This is a genomic window from Pseudonocardia sp. TMWB2A (genome assembly GCF_017312135.1).
Map to the genome: position 1 here is coordinate 1371122 of NZ_QKQY01000001.1, position 18878 is coordinate 1389999.

The 18878-nt window shown below is 59.9% G+C and carries 18 protein-coding genes; 8 read left to right on the plus strand and 10 right to left on the minus strand.

Features of this window, described 5'->3' with window-relative positions:
- Window positions 1-21 precede the first annotated feature (21 nt).
- From DMP17_RS06400 to DMP17_RS06425, 6 genes are read left to right on the plus strand one after another with little or no spacing between them, the layout of a single operon-like run.
- Window positions 22-492, plus strand: a complete 471-nt coding sequence (locus DMP17_RS06400; RefSeq protein WP_337828229.1) for an HPr kinase/phosphorylase — start codon at window positions 22-24, stop codon at window positions 490-492.
- Complete coding sequence (gene rapZ, locus DMP17_RS06405; RefSeq protein ID WP_337828230.1) at window positions 489-1508, plus strand: RNase adapter RapZ; 1020 nt, start codon at window positions 489-491, stop codon at window positions 1506-1508. The genes DMP17_RS06400 and rapZ overlap by 4 nt, the downstream gene beginning before the upstream one ends.
- 39 nt (window positions 1509-1547) lie before the next feature.
- On the plus strand, window positions 1548-1943 hold the full coding sequence (locus tag DMP17_RS06410; protein ID WP_337828231.1) for a PTS sugar transporter subunit IIA: 396 nt from the start codon (window positions 1548-1550) through the stop codon (window positions 1941-1943).
- Window positions 1940-2218: an HPr family phosphocarrier protein gene (locus DMP17_RS06415; RefSeq protein ID WP_337828232.1), complete on the plus strand. Its 279-nt coding sequence runs from the start codon at window positions 1940-1942 to the stop codon at window positions 2216-2218. Before DMP17_RS06410 ends, DMP17_RS06415 begins: the two co-directional genes overlap by 4 nt.
- The gene (locus DMP17_RS06420) at window positions 2190-3074 is read left to right on the plus strand and encodes a TrmH family RNA methyltransferase (protein ID WP_337828233.1); all 885 of its coding nucleotides are present in this window, start codon (window positions 2190-2192) and stop codon (window positions 3072-3074) included. The genes DMP17_RS06415 and DMP17_RS06420 overlap by 29 nt, the downstream gene beginning before the upstream one ends.
- Window positions 3075-3121: 47 nt before the next feature.
- Window positions 3122-3871, plus strand: a complete 750-nt coding sequence (locus tag DMP17_RS06425; RefSeq protein ID WP_337828234.1) for an META domain-containing protein — start codon at window positions 3122-3124, stop codon at window positions 3869-3871.
- Window positions 3872-3979: 108 nt separating this feature from the next.
- Here the strand turns inward: DMP17_RS06425 and DMP17_RS06430 are convergent, their stop codons facing one another.
- From DMP17_RS06430 to recR, 5 genes are all read right to left on the minus strand, one after another.
- Entirely contained in the window at window positions 3980-4753 is a 774-nt protein-coding gene (locus tag DMP17_RS06430) for a hypothetical protein (protein ID WP_337828235.1), read from the minus strand.
- Window positions 4754-5093: 340 nt separating this feature from the next.
- Window positions 5094-6551: a DNA recombination protein RmuC gene (locus DMP17_RS06435; RefSeq protein WP_337828236.1), complete on the minus strand. Its 1458-nt coding sequence runs from the start codon at window positions 6549-6551 to the stop codon at window positions 5094-5096.
- Between the two features lie 55 nt (window positions 6552-6606).
- Entirely contained in the window at window positions 6607-8055 is a 1449-nt protein-coding gene (locus DMP17_RS06440; RefSeq protein WP_337828237.1) for a sensor histidine kinase, read from the minus strand.
- A gap of 231 nt (window positions 8056-8286) precedes the next feature.
- Window positions 8287-8820: a peptide deformylase gene (gene def / locus DMP17_RS06445; RefSeq protein WP_337828238.1), complete on the minus strand. Its 534-nt coding sequence runs from the start codon at window positions 8818-8820 to the stop codon at window positions 8287-8289.
- Between the two features lie 266 nt (window positions 8821-9086).
- Complete coding sequence (gene recR, locus DMP17_RS06450; RefSeq protein WP_337828239.1) at window positions 9087-9683, minus strand: recombination mediator RecR; 597 nt, start codon at window positions 9681-9683, stop codon at window positions 9087-9089.
- A gap of 172 nt (window positions 9684-9855) precedes the next feature.
- On the opposite strand from recR, the gene fmt reads away from it, so the two are divergent.
- On the plus strand, window positions 9856-10857 hold the full coding sequence (fmt, locus tag DMP17_RS06455; protein ID WP_337828240.1) for a methionyl-tRNA formyltransferase: 1002 nt from the start codon (window positions 9856-9858) through the stop codon (window positions 10855-10857).
- Window positions 10858-11037: 180 nt separating this feature from the next.
- The gene (truA, locus tag DMP17_RS06460) at window positions 11038-11781 is read left to right on the plus strand and encodes a tRNA pseudouridine(38-40) synthase TruA (protein ID WP_337828241.1); all 744 of its coding nucleotides are present in this window, start codon (window positions 11038-11040) and stop codon (window positions 11779-11781) included.
- A 114-nt stretch (window positions 11782-11895) separates the two neighbouring features.
- On the opposite strand, the gene DMP17_RS06465 is transcribed toward truA, so the two are convergent.
- From DMP17_RS06465 to DMP17_RS06485, 5 genes are all read right to left on the minus strand, one after another.
- Window positions 11896-13791, minus strand: a complete 1896-nt coding sequence (locus DMP17_RS06465; protein WP_337828242.1) for an XrtA/PEP-CTERM system amidotransferase — start codon at window positions 13789-13791, stop codon at window positions 11896-11898.
- A 339-nt stretch (window positions 13792-14130) separates the two neighbouring features.
- Complete coding sequence (xrtA, locus tag DMP17_RS06470; RefSeq protein WP_337828243.1) at window positions 14131-15651, minus strand: exosortase A; 1521 nt, start codon at window positions 15649-15651, stop codon at window positions 14131-14133.
- A complete protein-coding gene (locus DMP17_RS06475) occupies window positions 15651-16898 on the minus strand; it encodes a TIGR03087 family PEP-CTERM/XrtA system glycosyltransferase (protein ID WP_337828244.1) in 1248 nt (415 codons plus the stop codon). The genes xrtA and DMP17_RS06475 overlap by 1 nt, the downstream gene beginning before the upstream one ends.
- Entirely contained in the window at window positions 16895-17890 is a 996-nt protein-coding gene (locus tag DMP17_RS06480; RefSeq protein WP_337828245.1) for a FemAB family XrtA/PEP-CTERM system-associated protein, read from the minus strand. The genes DMP17_RS06475 and DMP17_RS06480 overlap by 4 nt, the downstream gene beginning before the upstream one ends.
- Window positions 17891-17985: 95 nt before the next feature.
- Complete coding sequence (locus tag DMP17_RS06485; protein WP_337828246.1) at window positions 17986-18858, minus strand: XrtA system polysaccharide deacetylase; 873 nt, start codon at window positions 18856-18858, stop codon at window positions 17986-17988.
- Window positions 18859-18878 lie beyond the last annotated feature (20 nt).

Here is an 18878-nt window from a genome sequence, read left to right on the forward strand (position 1 = left end):
GCCGCCTAGACTGGCGCGTCCATGGCACGACTCTCCTCCGAACTTTATCATGGCACCACCATCGCGATTGACGGCGCGGGCGTGCTGATTGCCGGTCCTTCCGGATCGGGCAAGTCCGACCTTGCGTTGCGCCTTATCGACCGCGGCGCCCAATTGGTGAGCGATGACCAGACTTTGCTGATGCGGCGCGGGCAGAGCTTGGTTGCAACCTCGCCCGGCACCATTCGCGGCAAGATGGAAGTGCGCGGGGTCGGCATTATCGAAATGCCGTTCGTCACCGATATTACGCTTCGCCTCGTGGTGCGTCTGGTGGATAGTTATGAACGGCTCCCTTTATCGCGCCAGACCGAAACCCTAGCGGGTGTTGCCATCGACCATGTGCGCTTGAAGGCGTTTGAAATCTCCGCCCCTTTGAAGGTGGAGCGCGCGCTTGCCGCTATCCTTAGCCAACCGCTTCAACAACCCTCTTACAAAGCTCCGGTGTCCTTGTGATCGAAATCCCTCCGCCCGCGTCCGAAGGACCGCATTCCAAAAGCATTTTACTCGTCACCGGCCTTGCGGGTGCGGGCAAGAGTACCGCATTGCGGGCGCTCGAAGATATGGGCTGGGAGGTGGTCGATAACCTGCCCTTGAGCCTGCTCGACCGTTTGCTCTCGACGCCGCTGTCGGAAGGGCGCGAGGGGATTGATCGCCCGCTGGCGCTTGGTATCGACAGCCGCACGCGCGGCTTTAATGCCATAGAGATTGTCAATCGTATCAAACAATTGCGCGACAAACATCGCCGCGATGTGATGACGCTTTATCTTGATTGTTCGGGATCGGAACTGGAGCGGCGCTTTTCCGAAACCCGCCGCCGCCACCCGCTCGCCGAAGATCGCCCCGCCGCCGACGGCATTGCGCGCGACCGCGAAATGACCGCGCCGCTGCGTCGCTGGGCCGACCATATTATCGACACGACCAGCTATTCGACCAATGATTTGCAGCAGGAAATCCGCTTGCGCTTTGCGGGCAAAAGCGATGCCGGTCCGGTCCTCAATGTGATGAGTTTCGGCTTTGCACGCGGTATTCCGCGTAATGCCGACCTTGTGTTCGACATGCGTTTCCTGCGCAACCCGCATTGGGACAATGAATTGCGCCCGCTCACCGGCCTTGACCAGGCGGTGGCCGACTATGTCGCGCAAGACCCGGCCTATGAAAGCGTGGTCAGCCAGATTGAGCAGCTTTTGCTCACCCTCCTCCCCCGCTACCGCGCCGAGGGCAAAAGCTATATCACCGTCGCATTCGGCTGCACCGGCGGGCGGCACCGCTCGGTCCATGTCACCGAGCGCGTCGGCCGCTTTTTGAAGGATCACGGCTTTGCCCCGACCCTATTGCATCGCAATCTGGACAGTAGCGCCAAATACGCTATGCCCGACACCGGAATACCGGTCGAGGAAGACAAGCCCGGAGAAGATGCCTCCAAGGATAGTCTATCCACAGAGGACCGGCCCGTTGATAGCGCCGTTTAAGCCCCACATATTGCGAGTAAGAGCAACTCTATGATTGGTATGGTATTGGTAACACATGGGCGCCTCGCTTCCGAATTTCTGGTCGCGATGGAACATGTTGTGGGTCCGCAGAAAAAGGTCGAATGTGTGTGCATCGGCCCGCATGACAATATGGAGGAACGCCGCGCGGAAATTGCGGGTGCAATCCGCAAGGTCAATAGCGGACAAGGCGTGATTTTGCTCACCGACCTGTTCGGCGGAACCCCGTCCAACCTCGCTATTTCGTTGATGGAGCCGGGCACCATCGAAGTGATTGCGGGTATCAACCTGCCCATGCTCATCCGGCTGGACGGCGCGCGCAAATCCATGTCGGTTGCCGACGCGGTGCGCGCCGCCAAGGAAGCGGGGCAAAAATATATCTCGGTCGCATCCGAACTTTTGGGGAGCCATGCATGAGCGCATTCGCCGAAACTGTTGAAATCACCAACCAGCGCGGCCTTCATGCGCGCGCCAGTGCAAAATTCGTGACCGTCGTGTCAAAGCTTCCGGCCGGCGTGTCGGTCGAGGTCGAAAAGGACGGGTCGCGGGTCAATGGCACGTCGATCATGGGCCTGATGATGCTCGGCGCGGCCAAGGGCGACAGCATCACCATCCATACCGCAGGCGAAGGCGCGGACGAAGCGATGCTGAAGCTGGTCGGTCTTGTCAAGGACAGTTTCGGAGAGGATTGACCTGTCGCCAAACGCAGCGCACAGGCTTGCTCCTATGGAAACCAACGCTCACGGCCACCGGCTCATTACCGGCTTTTCCAATCCGCTGGTCAAGCGGATCAAATCCCTGCGCGAAAAAAAGCATCGCAAGGCAGAAGGCCTGTTTCTGGCCGAGGGGCTGCGCATATTGACCGAAGCGCGCGAGGCGGGCGCGTTGCCCGAAATGCTCTTTTATGCCGGTGACAGCGCGCAGCATCCGCTCGCCGCCGAACTGGTTGCAGCGACGTTGAAAGCGGGCGGCGATGTGGTCGAAACCACCGCCGACATTCTTTCCAAATTGTCGGGCAAGGATAATCCGCAAACCTTGGTCGGCGTTTATCGCCGCCGGCTGACCCCGCTCGACAGGCTTGACCGCAGCCACTCCGGCATCTGGATTGTCGTGCAGGCGATGCGCGATCCCGGCAATCTCGGCACCGTATTGCGCACCGGCGATGCGGTAGGCGCGGGCGGGCTTATCATGATCGACGATTGCGTTGACCCCTTCTCGGTCGAAGCGGTGCGCGCGAGCATGGGGGCCTTGTTCACCCAGTCGATCAGCACCGCGCGCTGGGCCGATTTTCTCCACTGGTTACGGCAAGGACCGGGCCAGTTGGTCGGCACCAGCCTCAATACCACGCATGATTATCAAGGCCCGCGCTATACAGCGCCGACCTTCCTCCTCATCGGCAATGAAGCGCAAGGCTTGCCGCCCGCTTATGAAGCGGAGTGTGACCTGCTCGTCAAAATGCCGATGCTGGGGAAAGCCGACAGCCTCAACGCCGCGGTCGCCTGTGCGGTCATGGCCTATGAAATAGTGAACCAGCGCCGCACAAGCTGATGCCCCGTTCAGCGCGGGCACAGCCTCGGCACGATAAGGAGCCGACCATGATGATGAACCGCCGACTTTGCCTTACCCTTTGCGGCGCGAGCGTGATGCTTGCGCTTGGTGCCTGCGCCACATTGCCCGCAAGCAACAGCGTGTCCTTGCCCGTGGGCGCGGACAAAAGCTATTTTGCGATGGGCACGGAACCGGGCTGGACCGCCGAAATTACACCGACCGAAATCAATTATGCGGGCAATTATGGATCGACCCAGATCCGCGTGCCGATCAGCAAGGCGGTGCAACGCCCCGGCGGCGTCCAATATAGCGGCACCGCGAACGGCCAGAGCATCGAGGTCGATATTCTCTATGCCCAATGCAATGACGGGATGAGCGACCGGCGCTACCAGCATAGCGTGTCGCTGACCGCCAATGGCACCACCTATAAAGGCTGTGGCGGCGCGATCCTCCCGCCGGTGACCTTAAACGGCACCCAATGGCGGATTACGCATATCGACACTAGCGCGCTGACTGCCGAGCAATCGGCCAAAGCCACGTTGCGTTTTGACAAGGACCGTATCGGCGTAAGCGTCGGCTGCAACCAGATGTCGGGCGGCTATAAGGCCGAAAACCATAATCTTACGGTCAGCACCATGATCTCCACCATGATGGGCTGCCCCGCCCCGCTCGACGGCTATGAACGCAGCATCAGCGCGCTGTTCGCAGAAGCCGTGCATATGCGCTACACCGACAAAGGCGGCCTGGAATTATTGGGCAAAGGTTCGCGCAAACTGATGTTGCAACAGGTCATTTAAAAAACGTCCGTCATTGCGCGCCGCGCTGCGACGCGGCAATCCGGAGTCGCGTAAAACTATGACTGATTGCCGCACGCCTGTTGGCGTCCGCAATGACGGGGCGATGGCTTAATCCCCGGCGATAAACGCGGTCATCAACCATTTGCCATCGTCGCCCTTGTTGAACAGCGCGCGATAGCCGGTTGCGGGGCGCACATCGGCGCGGCGGACAAAGCCGGTTGTGCCATCATCCAGCTTGACCGCAATGGTCGCATCGCTCGCATCGTTAGGGTTGGCCAATGTCAGCGCCTCCCAGTGGAGCGTCTTGGCAATCTCGCTATTGGCATCCTCGCTCTTGTAGAGCGCAATCCCGTCGCGGCGCGGGAACAAGGTCGCAAACGCATCGCGCCCTTCCAGTTTTTCAAACGCATAGGGCATGGTGGCATTGGCATTGCCGCCGCCAAGCGCGCAACCGAGCGACAATATTTCAGCCAATTCCTCCCAATGCGGGCGGTTATCAAGATTGGCATCGACGCCCTTGGCGAGCCGTTCGGCCATTAGTTCCAGCCCGCTACCACCGCCAAAATCCAGTTTGATTTGCGGGGAAAGCAACGGCTTCAGCTTGTCGAAATCCTTGGCGCTGACAGCCGCGGCCAATTGTTTGCGATAGGCAACAAAGGCGGCATCGCGCGCACATTCATCCTGCGGCGCCAGTGCGCCGGGAGCCGCTTCGCCCTTGGCCTGAGTGTCCACCTTGGGCGCTGCGCCCTTGGCATCCGTCACCGACACTTTTTCCTCCGCCCGATCCGGCTTGAACGTATCAACCGATTCAGAGCGACCACAGGCGGAAAGCACCGTGGCGAGCGCCAGAGAGAGGGCAAAAAGCGAAACAGATCGGGTCATTCAAAACTCCGTTTACCGGTATAGATGCAAGCGGGGCGCGGGTTAAACGCGCGCGCCGAAACGCCCCCGCATCATCGCTGCGCCAGCGCGGCACGTCAACGGGGAAGTCGCGGAAGGAAGTCATATCGGCAAAGCCGGCGGGAAGTTGTGTGAAGGAGTCTGGCTGGAAGAGATACAGCCTCAGCTCAAAATCATCCTCCCCTGATAAGGGAAGGTGGATTGCGCGACAGCGCAAAACGGAGGGGTGTCGCGTTATCTACAGGGCATCACCCCTCCGTCACGCCCTCAGGGCGCGCCACCTCCCCTTATCAGGGGAGGATTGTCAGGGGTGGATTGGGTGTTAGGGGCTAGCCTTTACACCAGTTTCGGCAATTCCGGTTTCGGAAATGTCGGCTGCCGCTTCAGCACCGACTTCACCCTTTCCCGCAACCGCATCGTCCTCAGGCGCAGGAAGTTGATCTGTTTCCCCCTCGCCCGCCACGCTTTCCGCATAGCGCGGTAGGGTTTCCACCGCCGGAATGTCGGCAATTTCCTTGCCGCCGGTATCGACGCTTAAATCCGCAAAGCGCCGCCCAGTGGTCAGCACACGACTTTCGAAGGAGGAGACGAACTGGTTATAGGCGTTGACCGCCGTGCCAAGCCCGCCGCCGACGCGCTTCAGATGGGCCGCGACCACCGCCAGCCTTTCGTGCATTTCCTTGCCCAAGGCTGCGACCTGTTTGGCCTCGCGCGCCAGGGCCTCCTGACGCCAAACCGATGCGACCGTGCGCGCAATTGCGATGAGGTTGGTGGGGGTTGCGAGCAGCACCCGCTTGCCGAATGCAAAGTCCCATAAATCAGGGTCTTGCTCCAACGCCGCAGACAGGAAATGCTCCCCCGGCACGAACATGATGACATAATCGGGGGTATCGTCAAACTGGTCCTGATAGGCCTTTGCGCCGAGCGCGTTGACGTGGGTTTTCATCGCCGACGCATGGACCGCCATATGCTGGCTGCGGCTATGTTCATCCTCCGCATTGAACGCATCCTGATAGGCGTTCAACGATACTTTGGCGTCGATGATGAGCGATTTTCCGCCCGGTATCCGCACAATCACATCGGGGCGCAACCGTGTGCCATCGTCCTGTGTCTGGCTCACTTCCATACGGAAATCGGCATGTTCGCTAAGGCCGCAGCTTTCCAGCACATTGCGCAATTGCTGCTCGCCCCAACGCCCGCGCGCCTTGGGGGCGTTGCGCAGCGAATTGACCAGTCGCGCCGCTTCGGAGCGCACCTGATCCTGCCCTGCGCGCATCTGGTCCATCAGCCCTTGCAAATTACCATAAGCTTCGCGCCGCTCATTTTCGATGCGCTGCACCTGCTCTTCATATTTTTGCAAACGCTCGCTCACCGGTTGTAACAGCGCCTTTAATTCCTGCCCCGATGCTTCTTCCGATTGTTTGAAACGCTGGTTGGCGCGCTCCAGAAACTGGCTTTGCGCGCGGTCGAGCAATTCTGCGCCGACCGAGGAAAACTGGTGCGCCATCGCCTCGCGCGCCGCATTAAGTTCGGTGATACGCTCCTGATGCGCGGCTTCCTGGGCTTGGCGCTGGGCGGTCAAGGTCGCCACATTGAGCCGCGCTTCATCGCGCTCGGTCACGCTTTCTTCAAGGTCGATAATCGCTTGGTTGAACCGGTCGCGCATATGCCCGCACTCGGCCTTGGCCGCCGCCGCACTGCGCGCGCCGACCAGCCAGCCGACCAAGCCCGCCACTAGCACCGCCACAATAAGGATAAGGATAAATATCTGCTCGCTCATGCGCGTGAACATAGGCGGAACATTTTAACAGGGGAAGCGGAAAATTTCCCGCGTCTTACTCAGCGTGCATCCCCGCAAGGTCCGCGCTGATTTCGCAGCTTACCCCGTCAGGTTCGAAACTATGCACGACTTGGCTATGGCACGATCCCGACAATCCTGCCGCGATGAGCCGCGAGCCTAGCCCCTTATGGTCGGGTGCCTTCACGTCCGGCCCGCCACGTTCCTTCCATACCAATCGGAAGCGTTGCACATCTCCGCTTTCCTCGCGGCTCCAATGGATAGTAACCCGCCCTTCAGCGACCGACAAAGCGCCATATTTGATCGCATTGGTGAGCAGTTCATGCAGCACCAACGCCAGCGACAAGGCCGCGCGCGGCGCAATCGGAATATCGGGGCCTTCGATGCAGATCCGCCCGTCATCCTGCCATTCGATCGCATTGCGCACGACCCCGTCCACCGTGCGGCTTTCAACATTGCCCGACACGACAATTTCATGCGAACGCGCGAGAACCGCGATGCGCTCGGCCAATATGTTGCGGATTTCCTCCTTGTCCGAATTGCTGCGGAACGTGCCGCTCACAATCGCCTGCACAATGGCAAGCTGGTTTTTGAGCCGATGCGCCAATTCCCGTTTCAGCAGATGCTGTTCGGTAATGTCCGACACCTGCACAAAAATCCCTTCGCTGCGGCCGTTCTGGTCGAGTAGCGGGTGATAGACAAAATCGAGGATACGCTGTTGCGGCGCGGTGTCAGACATCCATTGCACCGTCACCGGAACGCCCTTGCCGACATAGGGTTTGCCCGACATATAAACCTCGTCGAGCAGTTGGATAAAGCCCTGCTCGACCATTTCCGGCAAAGCTTCCGCAACCGAGCGGCCCAGCAAATTGCGGTGGCCGATAAGCTGTTCATATTCAACATTGGCAAAGGTGAATATATGTTCGGGGCCACGGACCACCGCCAGCGCGCCCAGCGAGGTCTGGAAAATGTCGCGCAACTGTTTGCGTTCTTCATCATGCGCGCGTTGCTTCACCACATCGGTGGTCATTTCATGGCATGAACAGAACATCCCCAACACATCGCCCTTGGCCGAGCGCACCGGCGTATAGGAAAAGGAAAGAAACGCTTCTTCGGGATGGCCGTTGCGGAAAAATGTGAAGGCCGCTTTGGCGCGCGATGTTGCAATGCCTTCATAGGCGGCGGTCATATAAGGTTCCATTTCCTGCCACATATGGTCGGACAGGGGTTCGCGGAACGGGCGGCCGAAAGCGCGCGGATGTTTGCGGCCATAAAGCCGCGCATTGGCGTCATTATAAAGGACAATCTGGTCCGGTCCCCACACGACATACATGGGCTGCTGCGCGGCCATGACGATGCCGACCAGCATTTTAAGTTCGGACGGCCAGCTTTCCAATGCTCCAAGCGATGTGCGGGACCAATCGCGCGCGCGCAAAAGCTCGCCGCACTCTCCGCCTTCCTGCGCCCATTGGTCGGTCGCTGTCATGAACACCCTCCCGTGTCCGACGCGTGCTTCTCTATCCGCAGGCCGGAACGGCTATTTTTCCATGCAAAATTAGAAATATGCAATGGGCTATACAGAAATCGGCTGGAATGGGCGCGGCAGGCAGAGGAAAACAAAGGTCCGGACAGGCCCCTTACGTTCGTATTGAACGAAGGGGGCTATGCCCTATCCAATCTTTGAAAAGCGCGTGTTACCAACCCCCGCGCAAGAGCCTCACGCAGCGCGGCGCATCTTGGCGAGTTTTTTCAACACCATATCGCGCTTCAACCGCGACAGATGGTCGATGAACAAAATGCCTTCCAGATGGTCATGCTCATGCTGGATGCAGGTGGCCAGAAGGCCGGTGAGGCGCTCCTTGTGGGGCTTGCCGAATTCATCCTGCCAATCGACCGTAACTTCGGCGGGGCGCGTCACTTCGGCATATTGTTCGGGGACCGACAGGCAGCCTTCATTATAGATGCTATGCTCTTCCGATTGTTCGGAAAAGACCGGATTGATGAACACGCGGGGGGTGCGAATGACCTTTTCGCCCTTTTCATCATCGGGGTCCGGTTCCTGTAAATCGATCACAAGGATACGGTCAGCCTTACCTACCTGAATGGCGGCCAAGCCGATGCCCGGCGCATCATACATGGTTTCGAACATGTCCGCGACGAACGCGCGCAGCGCATCGTCAAACAGCTCGACGGGCTTGGAAATCAGACGCAGCCGCGGATCCGGCGTTTCGATAATGGGAAGAATGGCCATGGACGCGAGGTAAGGTGAGAGGCGGGATTCGTCAAGATTGTGCGTATGGTGCCGCCTCTCCGAAGTTCCTCCCCGAGCTTGTCTTGGGCCACATACCTAAAGATCCTCCCCGAGCAAGCTCGGGGAGGGGGGCCGTGCGGCGTAGCCGGATGGTGGAGGGGTAAAAGCGATTGCCTTGCAATCGCGCGAAGCTTTGCCTCGCATAACCCCTCCGTCACGCGCTTCGCGCGCGCCACCTCCCCGAGCAAGCTCGGGGAGGATCTTCGCTATCCCACCGGTTTCCTTGCCCGCAACGCCTGCGCCAATGTGCCTTCGTCCAGATAATCCAGTTCGCCGCCAACGGGCAGGCCGTGCGCCAGTTGGGTCAATCGCACCGGATAAGTTTCGAGCCGGTCGGCGATATAATGGGCGGTGGTTTGGCCTTCCAAGGTCGCGTTCATCGCCAGCACCACTTCATCAATTCCGCCTGCAGCGACGCGCTCGGTCAGCAAGTCAATGGTGAGGTCTTCGGGACGCACGCCTTCCAGCGCCGACAAACGCCCGCCCAATACATGATATTTGCCAGGAAACAGGCGCGAGCGGTCGAGCGCCCATAGGTCGGCCACCTCTTCCACTACGCATAAAGCGCGTTCATCGCGGCGCGGGTCCGCGCAGATACCGCACGGATTGCGCGTGTCGATATTACCGCACGTGTCGCATGTCACCAAGGTCCGGTTCACCCCGTCGAGCGCGGTCAGCAACGGCTCCAGCGCACTCTCTCGCTTCTTAAGCAAATGCAACACCGCGCGCCGCGCCGACCTTGGCCCCAATCCGGGGAGCCGCGACAGGGCTTGCGTCAAAGCTTCGATTTCGGGTGAGATCATGGAAATCCTGCGAAAGATTATTTTTCAAAAACCGCAGCGCTGAGCCTGTCGAAGCACGGTATTACCCGCGCGGACAAATGACCTTCGATGAACTCAAGGCTGCGGTTCTATTTTTACGTTGACCAAATAGTAAGGCTTGCGCTTTGCTCTGCCAAGTTGTTGAAGCGGCCCCATGAAGATTATTTTCATGGGAACGCCCGATTTTGCCGTGCCGACGCTCAATGCGCTGGTCGGGGCAGGGCATGACATTGTCGCCGTCTATAGCCAGCCGCCCCGCCCCGCCGGGCGCGGTAAAAAGCTTATGCCCTCGCCCGTTGACGCGCGCGCCGACGCGCTGGGGCTGGAGGTGCGCACGCCCGAAACCTTGCGCGACAAGCAGGTGCAGGCAGCGTTTGCCGCGCTTGGTGCCGATGTTGCGGTGGTCGCGGCTTATGGGCTTATCCTTCCCCAAGCGGTGCTGGATGCGCCGCGTCTTGGGTGCCTCAATGTGCATGGGTCTATTCTCCCCAGTTGGCGCGGTGCTGCGCCAGTGCAGCGCGCGATATTGGCAGGCGACAGCGAAACTGGCGTTACCATCATGGAGATGGAGAAGGGCCTCGACACGGGTGCCATGCGGTTGGTCGAGCGCACGCCGGTCGAAGGCAAAACAGCCGGAGAGCTAACCGATGAACTAGCGCATATGGGGGCCGCAATGATGGTGCGCGTGCTGGCTGATCTGGATGCATTTCCGCCGGTGGTGCAACCGCAAGAGAGCGTCACCTACGCGCATAAAATCGACAAAGCCGAAAGCCGTATCGACTGGACCCAAAATGCGGTTCAGGTGGAACGCCAAATCCGCGCGTTCAACCCGTTTCCGGGGGCTTTTTTCGAATATGAAGCCGAGCGGTTCAGGGTGCATAGTGCGGAGGTGATCGATGATTTCTCCCTATCGCGTCACCCCCGTGAAAACGGGGGTCCATCTCCTGAACCATCGGTTAGCACGACCGGTTCCGAGATGGATTCCCGCCTTCGCGGGAATGACGAGAGTGGGGTAGTAATAGACACGCACCTCACCATCGCCTGCGGCAGCGGGGCCATCCGCCCGACCCTCATCCAGCGTGCGGGCAAATCGGCGATGACCGTCGCGGAATTGCTGCGCGGCTTTACTATTCCAGAAGGCGCAAAACTTGACTGACCCCTTCACCCTCACCCCACCTATCGTCATTGCGATCCACAATGTGCAATGATCAAATTTATCCGCTAGTGCTGAGCTTGTCGAAGCACGTTGTTCAATACTGACAAACGCCGTTGACCTACGGTCGCCTTCGGCACCGACAAGCTCAGGGCTGACGGAATATAGGTAGCCGCATTTAACATGACCCGCTTCGCCCTCACCGTGGAATTTGATGGCCGCCCGTTTATGGGTTGGCAGCGGCAGGCGCATGGCCCTTCGGTGCAGCAGGCGATCGAGGATGCGGCCTATTCGATCACCGGCGAGGCGGTCATTGTCCATGCCGCCGGGCGCACCGATGCGGGGGTGCATGGGCTGGCGATGCGCGCGCATTGCGATATTGACAAGGAGATGACGCCGTTCCGTCTGATGGAGGCGTTGAACGCCCGGCTGCGCCCGCACCCTGTCGCCATCCTCGGCTGCGAGATTGTGCCCGATGATTGGCACGCGCGTTTTTCCTGTCTTGGCCGCGCCTATGTCTATCGCATCCTCAACCGCCGTGCGCCGTTGACGTTCGACACGGGGCTGGCATGGCAGATCGGGCAACCGCTTGATGTATCCGCGATGCACGAGGCCGCACAACATCTGGTCGGCATGCATGATTTCACCACCTTCCGCTCGGTTCATTGCCAAGCACAAAGCCCGCTAAAATCACTCGACCGGTTGGATGTAGTGCGCGACGGCGAGCGCATTGCCGTCCATGCCGAAGCCCGCAGCTTCCTCCACCATCAGGTGCGCTCGATGGTCGGCTGTCTGGCGCTCGTAGGTATGGGCAAATGGACGCCCGATAATGTGCGGGAGGCGCTCGAAGCCAAGGATCGCGGCGCGCTGGGCCTCAACGCCCCGCCGGACGGGTTATATTTTGTGCGGGCGGTCTATCCCGCATGATTTTGTCCGTTAGTCCTGAGCGTGTCGAAGGACGGCTATCAGGATGGGGTGGTGTGATGCTGAACTCCGCCCTTCGACAAGCTCAGGGCTAGCGGTTTAGCTAGTAGCGTCCGCTTACAGTTTAAACACCCGCGCAACCGCTTTATCGAGCATCATCAACTGCCAGATCAGTCGTCCGTGATCGGCTTTACCCGATTGGTGCGCGGTGACGATTTTGTCTATCTGTTTGGTGTCGAGCCACCCCGTCCGCGCGAGCGCCGAGGCGCCAGTGAGTGCCTGTGCTTCGCCTGCGAGCTTACCCCGGAACCATTGGCTGATCGGCGTCACAAACCCCATTTTCGGGCGATAGAGAATATCGTCGGGCAGATAGCGTTGCATCGCCTTTTTCATCAGCCATTTGCCCGTGCCACCGCGCACGCGCATATCGGCGGGGATGGAGGCGGCAAATTCGATCAGTCGGTGGTCGAGCAAAGGTTCGCGCGCCTCCAGACTGACCGCCATGCTCATACGGTCCACCTTGGTGAGAATATCACCCGGCAGCCAGATTTTCATATCGGCATATTGCGCCCGGTCGAGCGCTTCGCGTGCGGGCGCATTGTCCATCAGCCGCCAATAGCGTTCTTCCGCAACATGGCCGTCCAAAGCCCGCCGCGCAGCATCGGTGAACAGGCGTTTGCGCATCGCGGGGCCGGTGACGCCGACCGCTTCGGCATAGCCTTCCGCCCCCGTCCGCGCGAGGCTTTGCAAGGTCGCCTTGGCCCGCAGCGGACGCGGCGCCCAATCAGCTTTGGGATAAATCGCGCCTAAAGGGCCTAATATATTTTTGCGGAAAACCCCGGGCAGGAAACGCCGCACCCGTTCTTCCTGATGCTGGAAAACAAGACGGCGATAGCCTGCAAAGGCTTCATCCGCGCCATCACCCGACAAAGCCACCGTCACATTTTCGCGCGCCAGTTCCGACACGCGGAACATCGGCAAGGCCGACGCATCGGCGAAAGGTTCGTCAAAATGGAGCGCGATGCGGTCGATAAGGCTATAATCATCCGCCGACACAATGCGCTTCCTATGGTCAGTCGCAAAACGTTCGGCGATGCGGTCGGCATATTCAGTTTCGTCGAGCGCGGCTTGATCGAACCCGATCGAGCAAGTTTTGACCGCGCGCGGGCTGGCTTCTGCCATCAGTGCGACCACCGCGCTGGAATCAACGCCACCAGACAGGAACGCGCCCAGCGGCACATCGGCCACCATGCGCGACGTCACCGCCTGCTTCATGAGCTTGACGAGATGTTCTTCACATTCGCCGACGCTGGCCTTGACCCGCTTGGAAAAATCAATGTCCCACCATTGGCGCGGGGCCGGCATCGGCTTGCCGCGTTCCAAGCTTAAAAAATGGCCCGCCGGGAGTTTCTGCACGCCTGCAACAAAACAGGCATCATCCGGCACATAGCCGAACGCGAAATAATCATCGACCGCGGTAAGGCTCGGCTCGACCCGCAGCATCGGATGCGCGAGCAAGCCTTTCAGTTCCGACGCGAACGCGACGCTGCCGTCGGCCAGAAGCGCATAATATAAAGGCTTCACCCCCAACCGGTCGCGCGCGAGGAAGAGTTGCCCCGCCATATGGTCATGGATCGCAAAGGCGAACATGCCGTGGAGATGCTGGAGACAGGACGGCCCCCATTGCCGCCAAGCCGCAAGGATGACTTCGGTATCGCCTTCGGTGTGGAAGCGATGCCCCATATCGCGCAAGTCCTTGCGCAATTCGCGGTAATTATAAATTTCGCCGTTGAACGTGATGGCGGTGGTTTCATCGTCCGACAGCATCGGTTGCGGGCTGCCTTCGACGTCAATAATCGACAGCCGCAAATGGCCAAGACCGACGCCCGGCGCAGTCCACGTCCCCGACCCATCCGGCCCGCGATATTGCATCGGTGCCAACATCATGCGCAGCCGCGCAGGATCTACGGGTTTTGCTGTTTCAAGATGATAGACGCCGGTGATGCCACACATAGGGAGCTGGCCTTAGCGGATAGGAGGGGAAAGGTCACTAGGGGTTGGTGCGGTTATGCGCGGGTTTACAAGTGCGGGTATATTGCGCCCTCTATCTCGTTGCGCGCGTAAATGCGGTGGGTCCATACCGGGACCGTCCGGCAAAGCTGGAGGGTATCAGATGGATTCCCGCTTTCGCGGGAATGACGCGATTTTTTATGGATATGCGCCGCCCCTTCTCCCTTGATGGGAGAAGGATATGGAGCCTTATGAGCGTAGCGAATTAGGCGGAGTTGGATGAGGGTATTCCCTAGGTCACGCACAGCGTCGGACGCATACATCACCCTTACCAAGCTCTGCCTACTTCCCCACTGCCTTTTCCGCCAATACCTCAATCCCCGGCCCTGCGGCGAGGAAGTCGGCGATCAACTGTTCGGGCGGCACGTCGCCCGCATGGCGTTCGGCGGAGATCAATATGGCAGCCGCGCGGGGATCTTGTGCCGTAAGGCGGGTTTGCAGCGTGAGCAGCTTGACCCTGCTCTGGCTCGCGGTCGTCTCGCCGCCTAAGCGATACCAGCTTGCCACCGCGCGCAACACCGGCCCCGGCGCTGCATATTGCTGGAGCCGTGCGCCTTCAAGAGCGCCCAGATTTTCGCTCCACGCCCATTTATTTTCCGCATCAAGCGCGCCCTGTCCAAAGCCGACCAACTCCTTGCCCTCGCGCTGGCCTGCAAAGGCGGCAATTGCGAGGTCAACCTCCTGCCCGCCATCATCTTTGCGGTAGCGCCAGAAATAATAGCGATCCGCCCCGTCAAAGCGCGGCCGCCAGCGATGGCCGCCATCGGCCGGAATGACGGTCCAGCCTTTGACCACCGGCGCAGCCATTGTCTTTGGCAAATTATCTTCAAACGCACCGCTATTTGCCGCCCAGCCCCATGCGCCCGCCGGAACCGCCAGCGCGATAAGGGCCGCCGGAATGACCGCCATTTTGCCAAAGCGGGTTGGTGCGATTTTGGCCGGATCAATCATCGCATCCTGCACTTTGCGGTCGAAAAAGCGCCAGCCGATCGCCATGACGAGCAACATCACCGCGCCGAAAAACAGCCAACCATAAACGATATGGTCAAAGCTGGCGGCAAATTCGATGCCGGTCTTTTCGGCAATCGCAATCGTGCCATAAGCGCGGATGCCGTTCGCGATAATCGGCACGATCAGCGCGACTACAAGGAAGATGATGCGGCGCGTCCAGCTTTTGAAACAGATATTCGCAACCAGCACCGAATAGGCCACCATTGCGACCAGAAATTTGACGCCGGAACAGGCTTCGGCCACTTCGAAATAGCCGTTGGGGGTGGTGATAAACACGCCTTCGATATGCGCGGGGATGCCGTGCCAACCCAGAAAGATCATCGACAATTTGGCAGTGATGGTCTGCATCGGCGGAACCAGTTCCTCGCCGAACGGCACGAGGAAAAACATATAGAAAAGCGGGAAGAGTAAACCGCGTGTCACTTGCTCGCCCAAAGTCGCGGCGACTGCGCCTTGCAGCATGACGATAAGCCCTGCATGGCGGAACAGCGCAATCCCGCCCAATTCTCCGAGCAGCCATAATAGCGCGCCGCCTGTAGTCCATAGTAAGCCCGGCCACCAACCGACCGGCTCCAACCGGGCCACTTCTTCGCGACATTGGTGGACCAGCCAGCCGATAATCGGCACGAGCAACAGGCAATGGCTATAGGTCGAACTGTCCCACCAGATGCGCACTATGTCGATAACATCGCGGTGGAATAACAGCAGCAACGCCGCCCACAGTAATGCGAGCATGGTCAAATGCCTGCTCCACAGGCTGCTTTGCGGCAAAGGCAGGGCAGCGGTGGCCATTATGCGGCTCCCATCAGTTGCGGGAGCGCCGCGAGGGTTGCGTCCCAGCTATAGCGTTCGACCATGCGTTTGCGCGCCGCGTCGCCAATGAGCCGCGCGCGCATTGGCGCGTCGATAAGGCCCAGCACCGCGGCGGCTTCGGCCTCCACCCCGTCGGCGACAATCAGGTCGCGGTTAGGCACAGCATCAATCCCTTCAGCGGCAGCGGGCGAGGCGACCACGGCTTTGGCCATCGCCATCGCTTCCAGCACCTTGTTCTGGATGCCGCGTGCAAGCCGCAAGGGCGCAACGACGACATTGGCGGCCTGAAGCCAGCCTTTCACATCATCGACCGCGCCGGTGACGATGACGCCGGGGAGATTGGCGAGCCTTTCAACCTCCGGCGTCGGCTGCCGTCCGACAACCGCGAATTGCGCATCCGGAGAGGAAAAACGGATGAGTGGCATGACATTTTCGGCGAAAATGCGCACCGCTTCTATATTGGGGCGGTAGTCCATCTGGCCGGTAAAAATGATGAGGGGTTTTGCGGGGTTGAGGCGTGGATGGTCGGGCGCGGCATAGGATTTGGCGGGGTCATATAATACCAAATCAATACCATTTTCGAGCGCCTTCACGCGGGGCCCGTCCAGTCCTGCGCGGGTGCGGAACAAGGCGGCTTCGGCCTCGCTCACAAACAGGCTGGTGTCGGCGCGCGCGGCAATGTCATGTTCATAGCGCGCGAGCAATTTACCCTCGCGCGCATAGACGCGGCGCATTACCGGGTTCACCCCGGCATCCGCGCCATAGCCGGCAAATTTTTCGCTATCGACATCGACAAAATCCATGAGGAAGCGGCGCGCCTGCCCTGCCCCTGCATCGAGCGGCACATATTGCGCCATCTGGCCTGAAAAGACGACGATATGCGAAATATCCTGCGTCGCCAATGTTTGCTGCACATAGTCCTGCAACCCAGCATCGGCGAACAGGCTGACCGACAGAGGGCGCTTGCCGATAAAGGCATCAAGCGCCGCACGCAGCTTGCCCTGACGGCGCAGGACCAGCTTGTGCGTGACCGCGCGCTCGGCCAATGCCTGTTCAAACCCCATATCGCGCGCATCATCGGCAAAAGTGCCGATATGGAGCGGTCCAAAGCGGCCAAGCGCCTCCATCAGATGAAAGCTGCGGATTTTATCGCCGCGGTCGGGCGGATAAGGGATGCGGTGCGTCAAATATAAAATGCCGCGCACCGGCGTCGGGCGGTCGTTCATCCCAGCCCCCGCGCAATCATCGGCCCGATCCGGTTGGCAAGCCATAAGGGAAGCTTCTGCCAGACTTTAATCTTCATCTGATATTTGGGGCTTAATGGATTGATATCGCGTTCTTCCACCCCGTCTGCGGTGCGCTTGGCATAAGCGAGCAACACCGGCGCCATCCCCCAATTTTTCTTATAGGCATAAGCGCCCGTGCCGACCTTCGACCGGCCAAAATCGAACCGCGTGCAGCCGCGTTCGCGCGCATGGCCCATCAGCTTATAATAGACCAGTTCATTGGCACGGCTCGCGCGCGCGGCAAATGTGCCGCCGCCCCAATAGGGCATGACCGCGCCTTTATGATAAAGGCTCAGCACCGAAGCGACGGGACGCTGCGCGTCGTAAACGGTTATAATATCCGCATCCGCGCCAAAGCGGCGGCGCACTTCATCGAATAATTTTCTGGGGAAAACCGGCGTGCCGAGATTGCGCACGCTTTCGGCATAGACACGGTAATGGTCGCGCGCAAACGCATCATCATTGCCTGTCGCGACGGTCAAAGCACCCGCATCGAGAGCGGCCAGCGCCTTGCGCACCTCGGCGCGTTGCTTGCGCGGAATGGCGAGCAGTTGCGCTTCGTCATCGCCCGCCAGATCACAGGAAAAACCGGCATAGCTATCCGCTTTGATCGCCCAATTTTGCGAAGGCAGACGCCCGCCGCGCAGCTCCGCCGTGCCGGTCGCGCGCACATCGTCGCGCTGCCAGATATGCTCGGCCAGCGCGTCAGCCACCGCCTGATCGCGCGCCAAAATGCCGCCATCGACCGCAAAGCCTGCCGACACGGCCGCCTTGCCGAACAGGGCCGAGGTCACAAAATGCAAGGGCACAATCCCGATCAGCGCCCCGTCGGCATCGCGCGCGCCTAGCCGCAGGAAAGTGTGGCCGGTGGCCGCTTCAACCGCTTCGCCCCACGCATTGAGGTGAAACGGCGTGGAGTCGCCTTGCGCCATCACCCAACTGTCCCATTCGTCCGCCGCAACCGGACCAAAGCTAAGGCTGCGCGGGTCGGTGGGCGCAGCTTCGGCCTTTATATCAGACATCATGGTCATGCCGCTTCTCGCGTGAAAGGCATAAGATTTTGCGCCTGCGCTTCGACCAGCGCATCAATGCGCGTCCAGCGGAAATCGCCCATCAACCGCTCCAGCTTGCCCGCCATCGCCGACAATTTGCTATAGTGGCGCAGCTTGGATTTTAACGGCGCATCGGCAACACGCGGCTGGTCGGGGTCAATTTCCCACGGGTGGAAATAGATGATGGCAGGCCGCCCGTCGCCATTCACCTGGCTGATAGCCCAATGCGAGAAACGATAGGGCAAGAGCCGGAAAAATCCGCCGCCGCCCGCCGCAACCACACGGTTTCCGAGCCGCGCGGTCGTGACCGGCAATTCGACCAGATCGCTATCGGGCAATGGCTTCCACGCAAAGCGCGGGCTTTCCGGCCAGCCATAATGGTCATGGCGCACCGGCGCTACGCTCGACGAATAACGATAGCCCGCCTCGGCCAGCACGCGATGCGCCCAAGGGGTGCGCGCGTCGATGGAAAAGCTGGGCGCACGATAGCCCGTCACCGCCTGCCCCGCCGCATCCTCGATAAGCACGCGCGCGCGCGCCAGATCGGCGGCAAATTCCTCCGCATCCATCAAAAAGACGCGCTTATGGTCATAGCCGTGGCTGGCAATTTCATGGCCCTGCGCCACGATCCGGCGAATGAGCGCAGGATAGCGTTCGGCAACCCAGCCCAGCGTGAAAAATGTGCCTTTGACCCCGGCTTTTTCGAACAGCGCCAGCACTGCATCGGTATTGCGTTCGACGCGCTGCGCCTGCCCTTGCCAGTCGTCTTTGCTAAAGACGCTTTCAAAGGCTCCGACCTGAAACCAGTCCTCTACATCGACGGACAGCGCATTATCCATGCCAATCATCGGTCTTTCATATGTTTCAC

Excerpts from the sequence above, each read along its gene's own strand:
- DMP17_RS06465 (WP_337828242.1), bottom strand. The coding sequence starts at position 13,791 with ATGTGTGGCATCACCGGCGTCTATCATCTTGAAACAGCAAAACCCGTA.
- DMP17_RS06435 (WP_337828236.1), bottom strand. The coding sequence starts at position 6,551 with ATGAGCGAGCAGATATTTATCCTTATCCTTATTGTGGCGGTGCTAGTG.
- DMP17_RS06430 (WP_337828235.1), bottom strand. The coding sequence starts at position 4,753 with ATGACCCGATCTGTTTCGCTTTTTGCCCTCTCTCTGGCGCTCGCCACG.
- fmt (WP_337828240.1), top strand. The coding sequence starts at position 9,856 with ATGAAGATTATTTTCATGGGAACGCCCGATTTTGCCGTGCCGACGCTC.
- recR (WP_337828239.1), bottom strand. The coding sequence starts at position 9,683 with ATGATCTCACCCGAAATCGAAGCTTTGACGCAAGCCCTGTCGCGGCTC.
- DMP17_RS06475 (WP_337828244.1), bottom strand. The coding sequence starts at position 16,898 with ATGAACGACCGCCCGACGCCGGTGCGCGGCATTTTATATTTGACGCAC.
- DMP17_RS06485 (WP_337828246.1), bottom strand. The coding sequence starts at position 18,858 with ATGATTGGCATGGATAATGCGCTGTCCGTCGATGTAGAGGACTGGTTT.
- DMP17_RS06425 (WP_337828234.1), top strand. The coding sequence starts at position 3,122 with ATGATGATGAACCGCCGACTTTGCCTTACCCTTTGCGGCGCGAGCGTG.
- DMP17_RS06480 (WP_337828245.1), bottom strand. The coding sequence starts at position 17,890 with ATGGCGCAAGGCGACTCCACGCCGTTTCACCTCAATGCGTGGGGCGAA.
- def (WP_337828238.1), bottom strand. The coding sequence starts at position 8,820 with ATGGCCATTCTTCCCATTATCGAAACGCCGGATCCGCGGCTGCGTCTG.
- xrtA (WP_337828243.1), bottom strand. The coding sequence starts at position 15,651 with ATGGCCACCGCTGCCCTGCCTTTGCCGCAAAGCAGCCTGTGGAGCAGG.
- DMP17_RS06400 (WP_337828229.1), top strand. The coding sequence starts at position 22 with ATGGCACGACTCTCCTCCGAACTTTATCATGGCACCACCATCGCGATT.
- truA (WP_337828241.1), top strand. The coding sequence starts at position 11,038 with ATGACCCGCTTCGCCCTCACCGTGGAATTTGATGGCCGCCCGTTTATG.
- DMP17_RS06415 (WP_337828232.1), top strand. The coding sequence starts at position 1,940 with ATGAGCGCATTCGCCGAAACTGTTGAAATCACCAACCAGCGCGGCCTT.
- DMP17_RS06440 (WP_337828237.1), bottom strand. The coding sequence starts at position 8,055 with ATGACAGCGACCGACCAATGGGCGCAGGAAGGCGGAGAGTGCGGCGAG.
- DMP17_RS06410 (WP_337828231.1), top strand. The coding sequence starts at position 1,548 with ATGGTATTGGTAACACATGGGCGCCTCGCTTCCGAATTTCTGGTCGCG.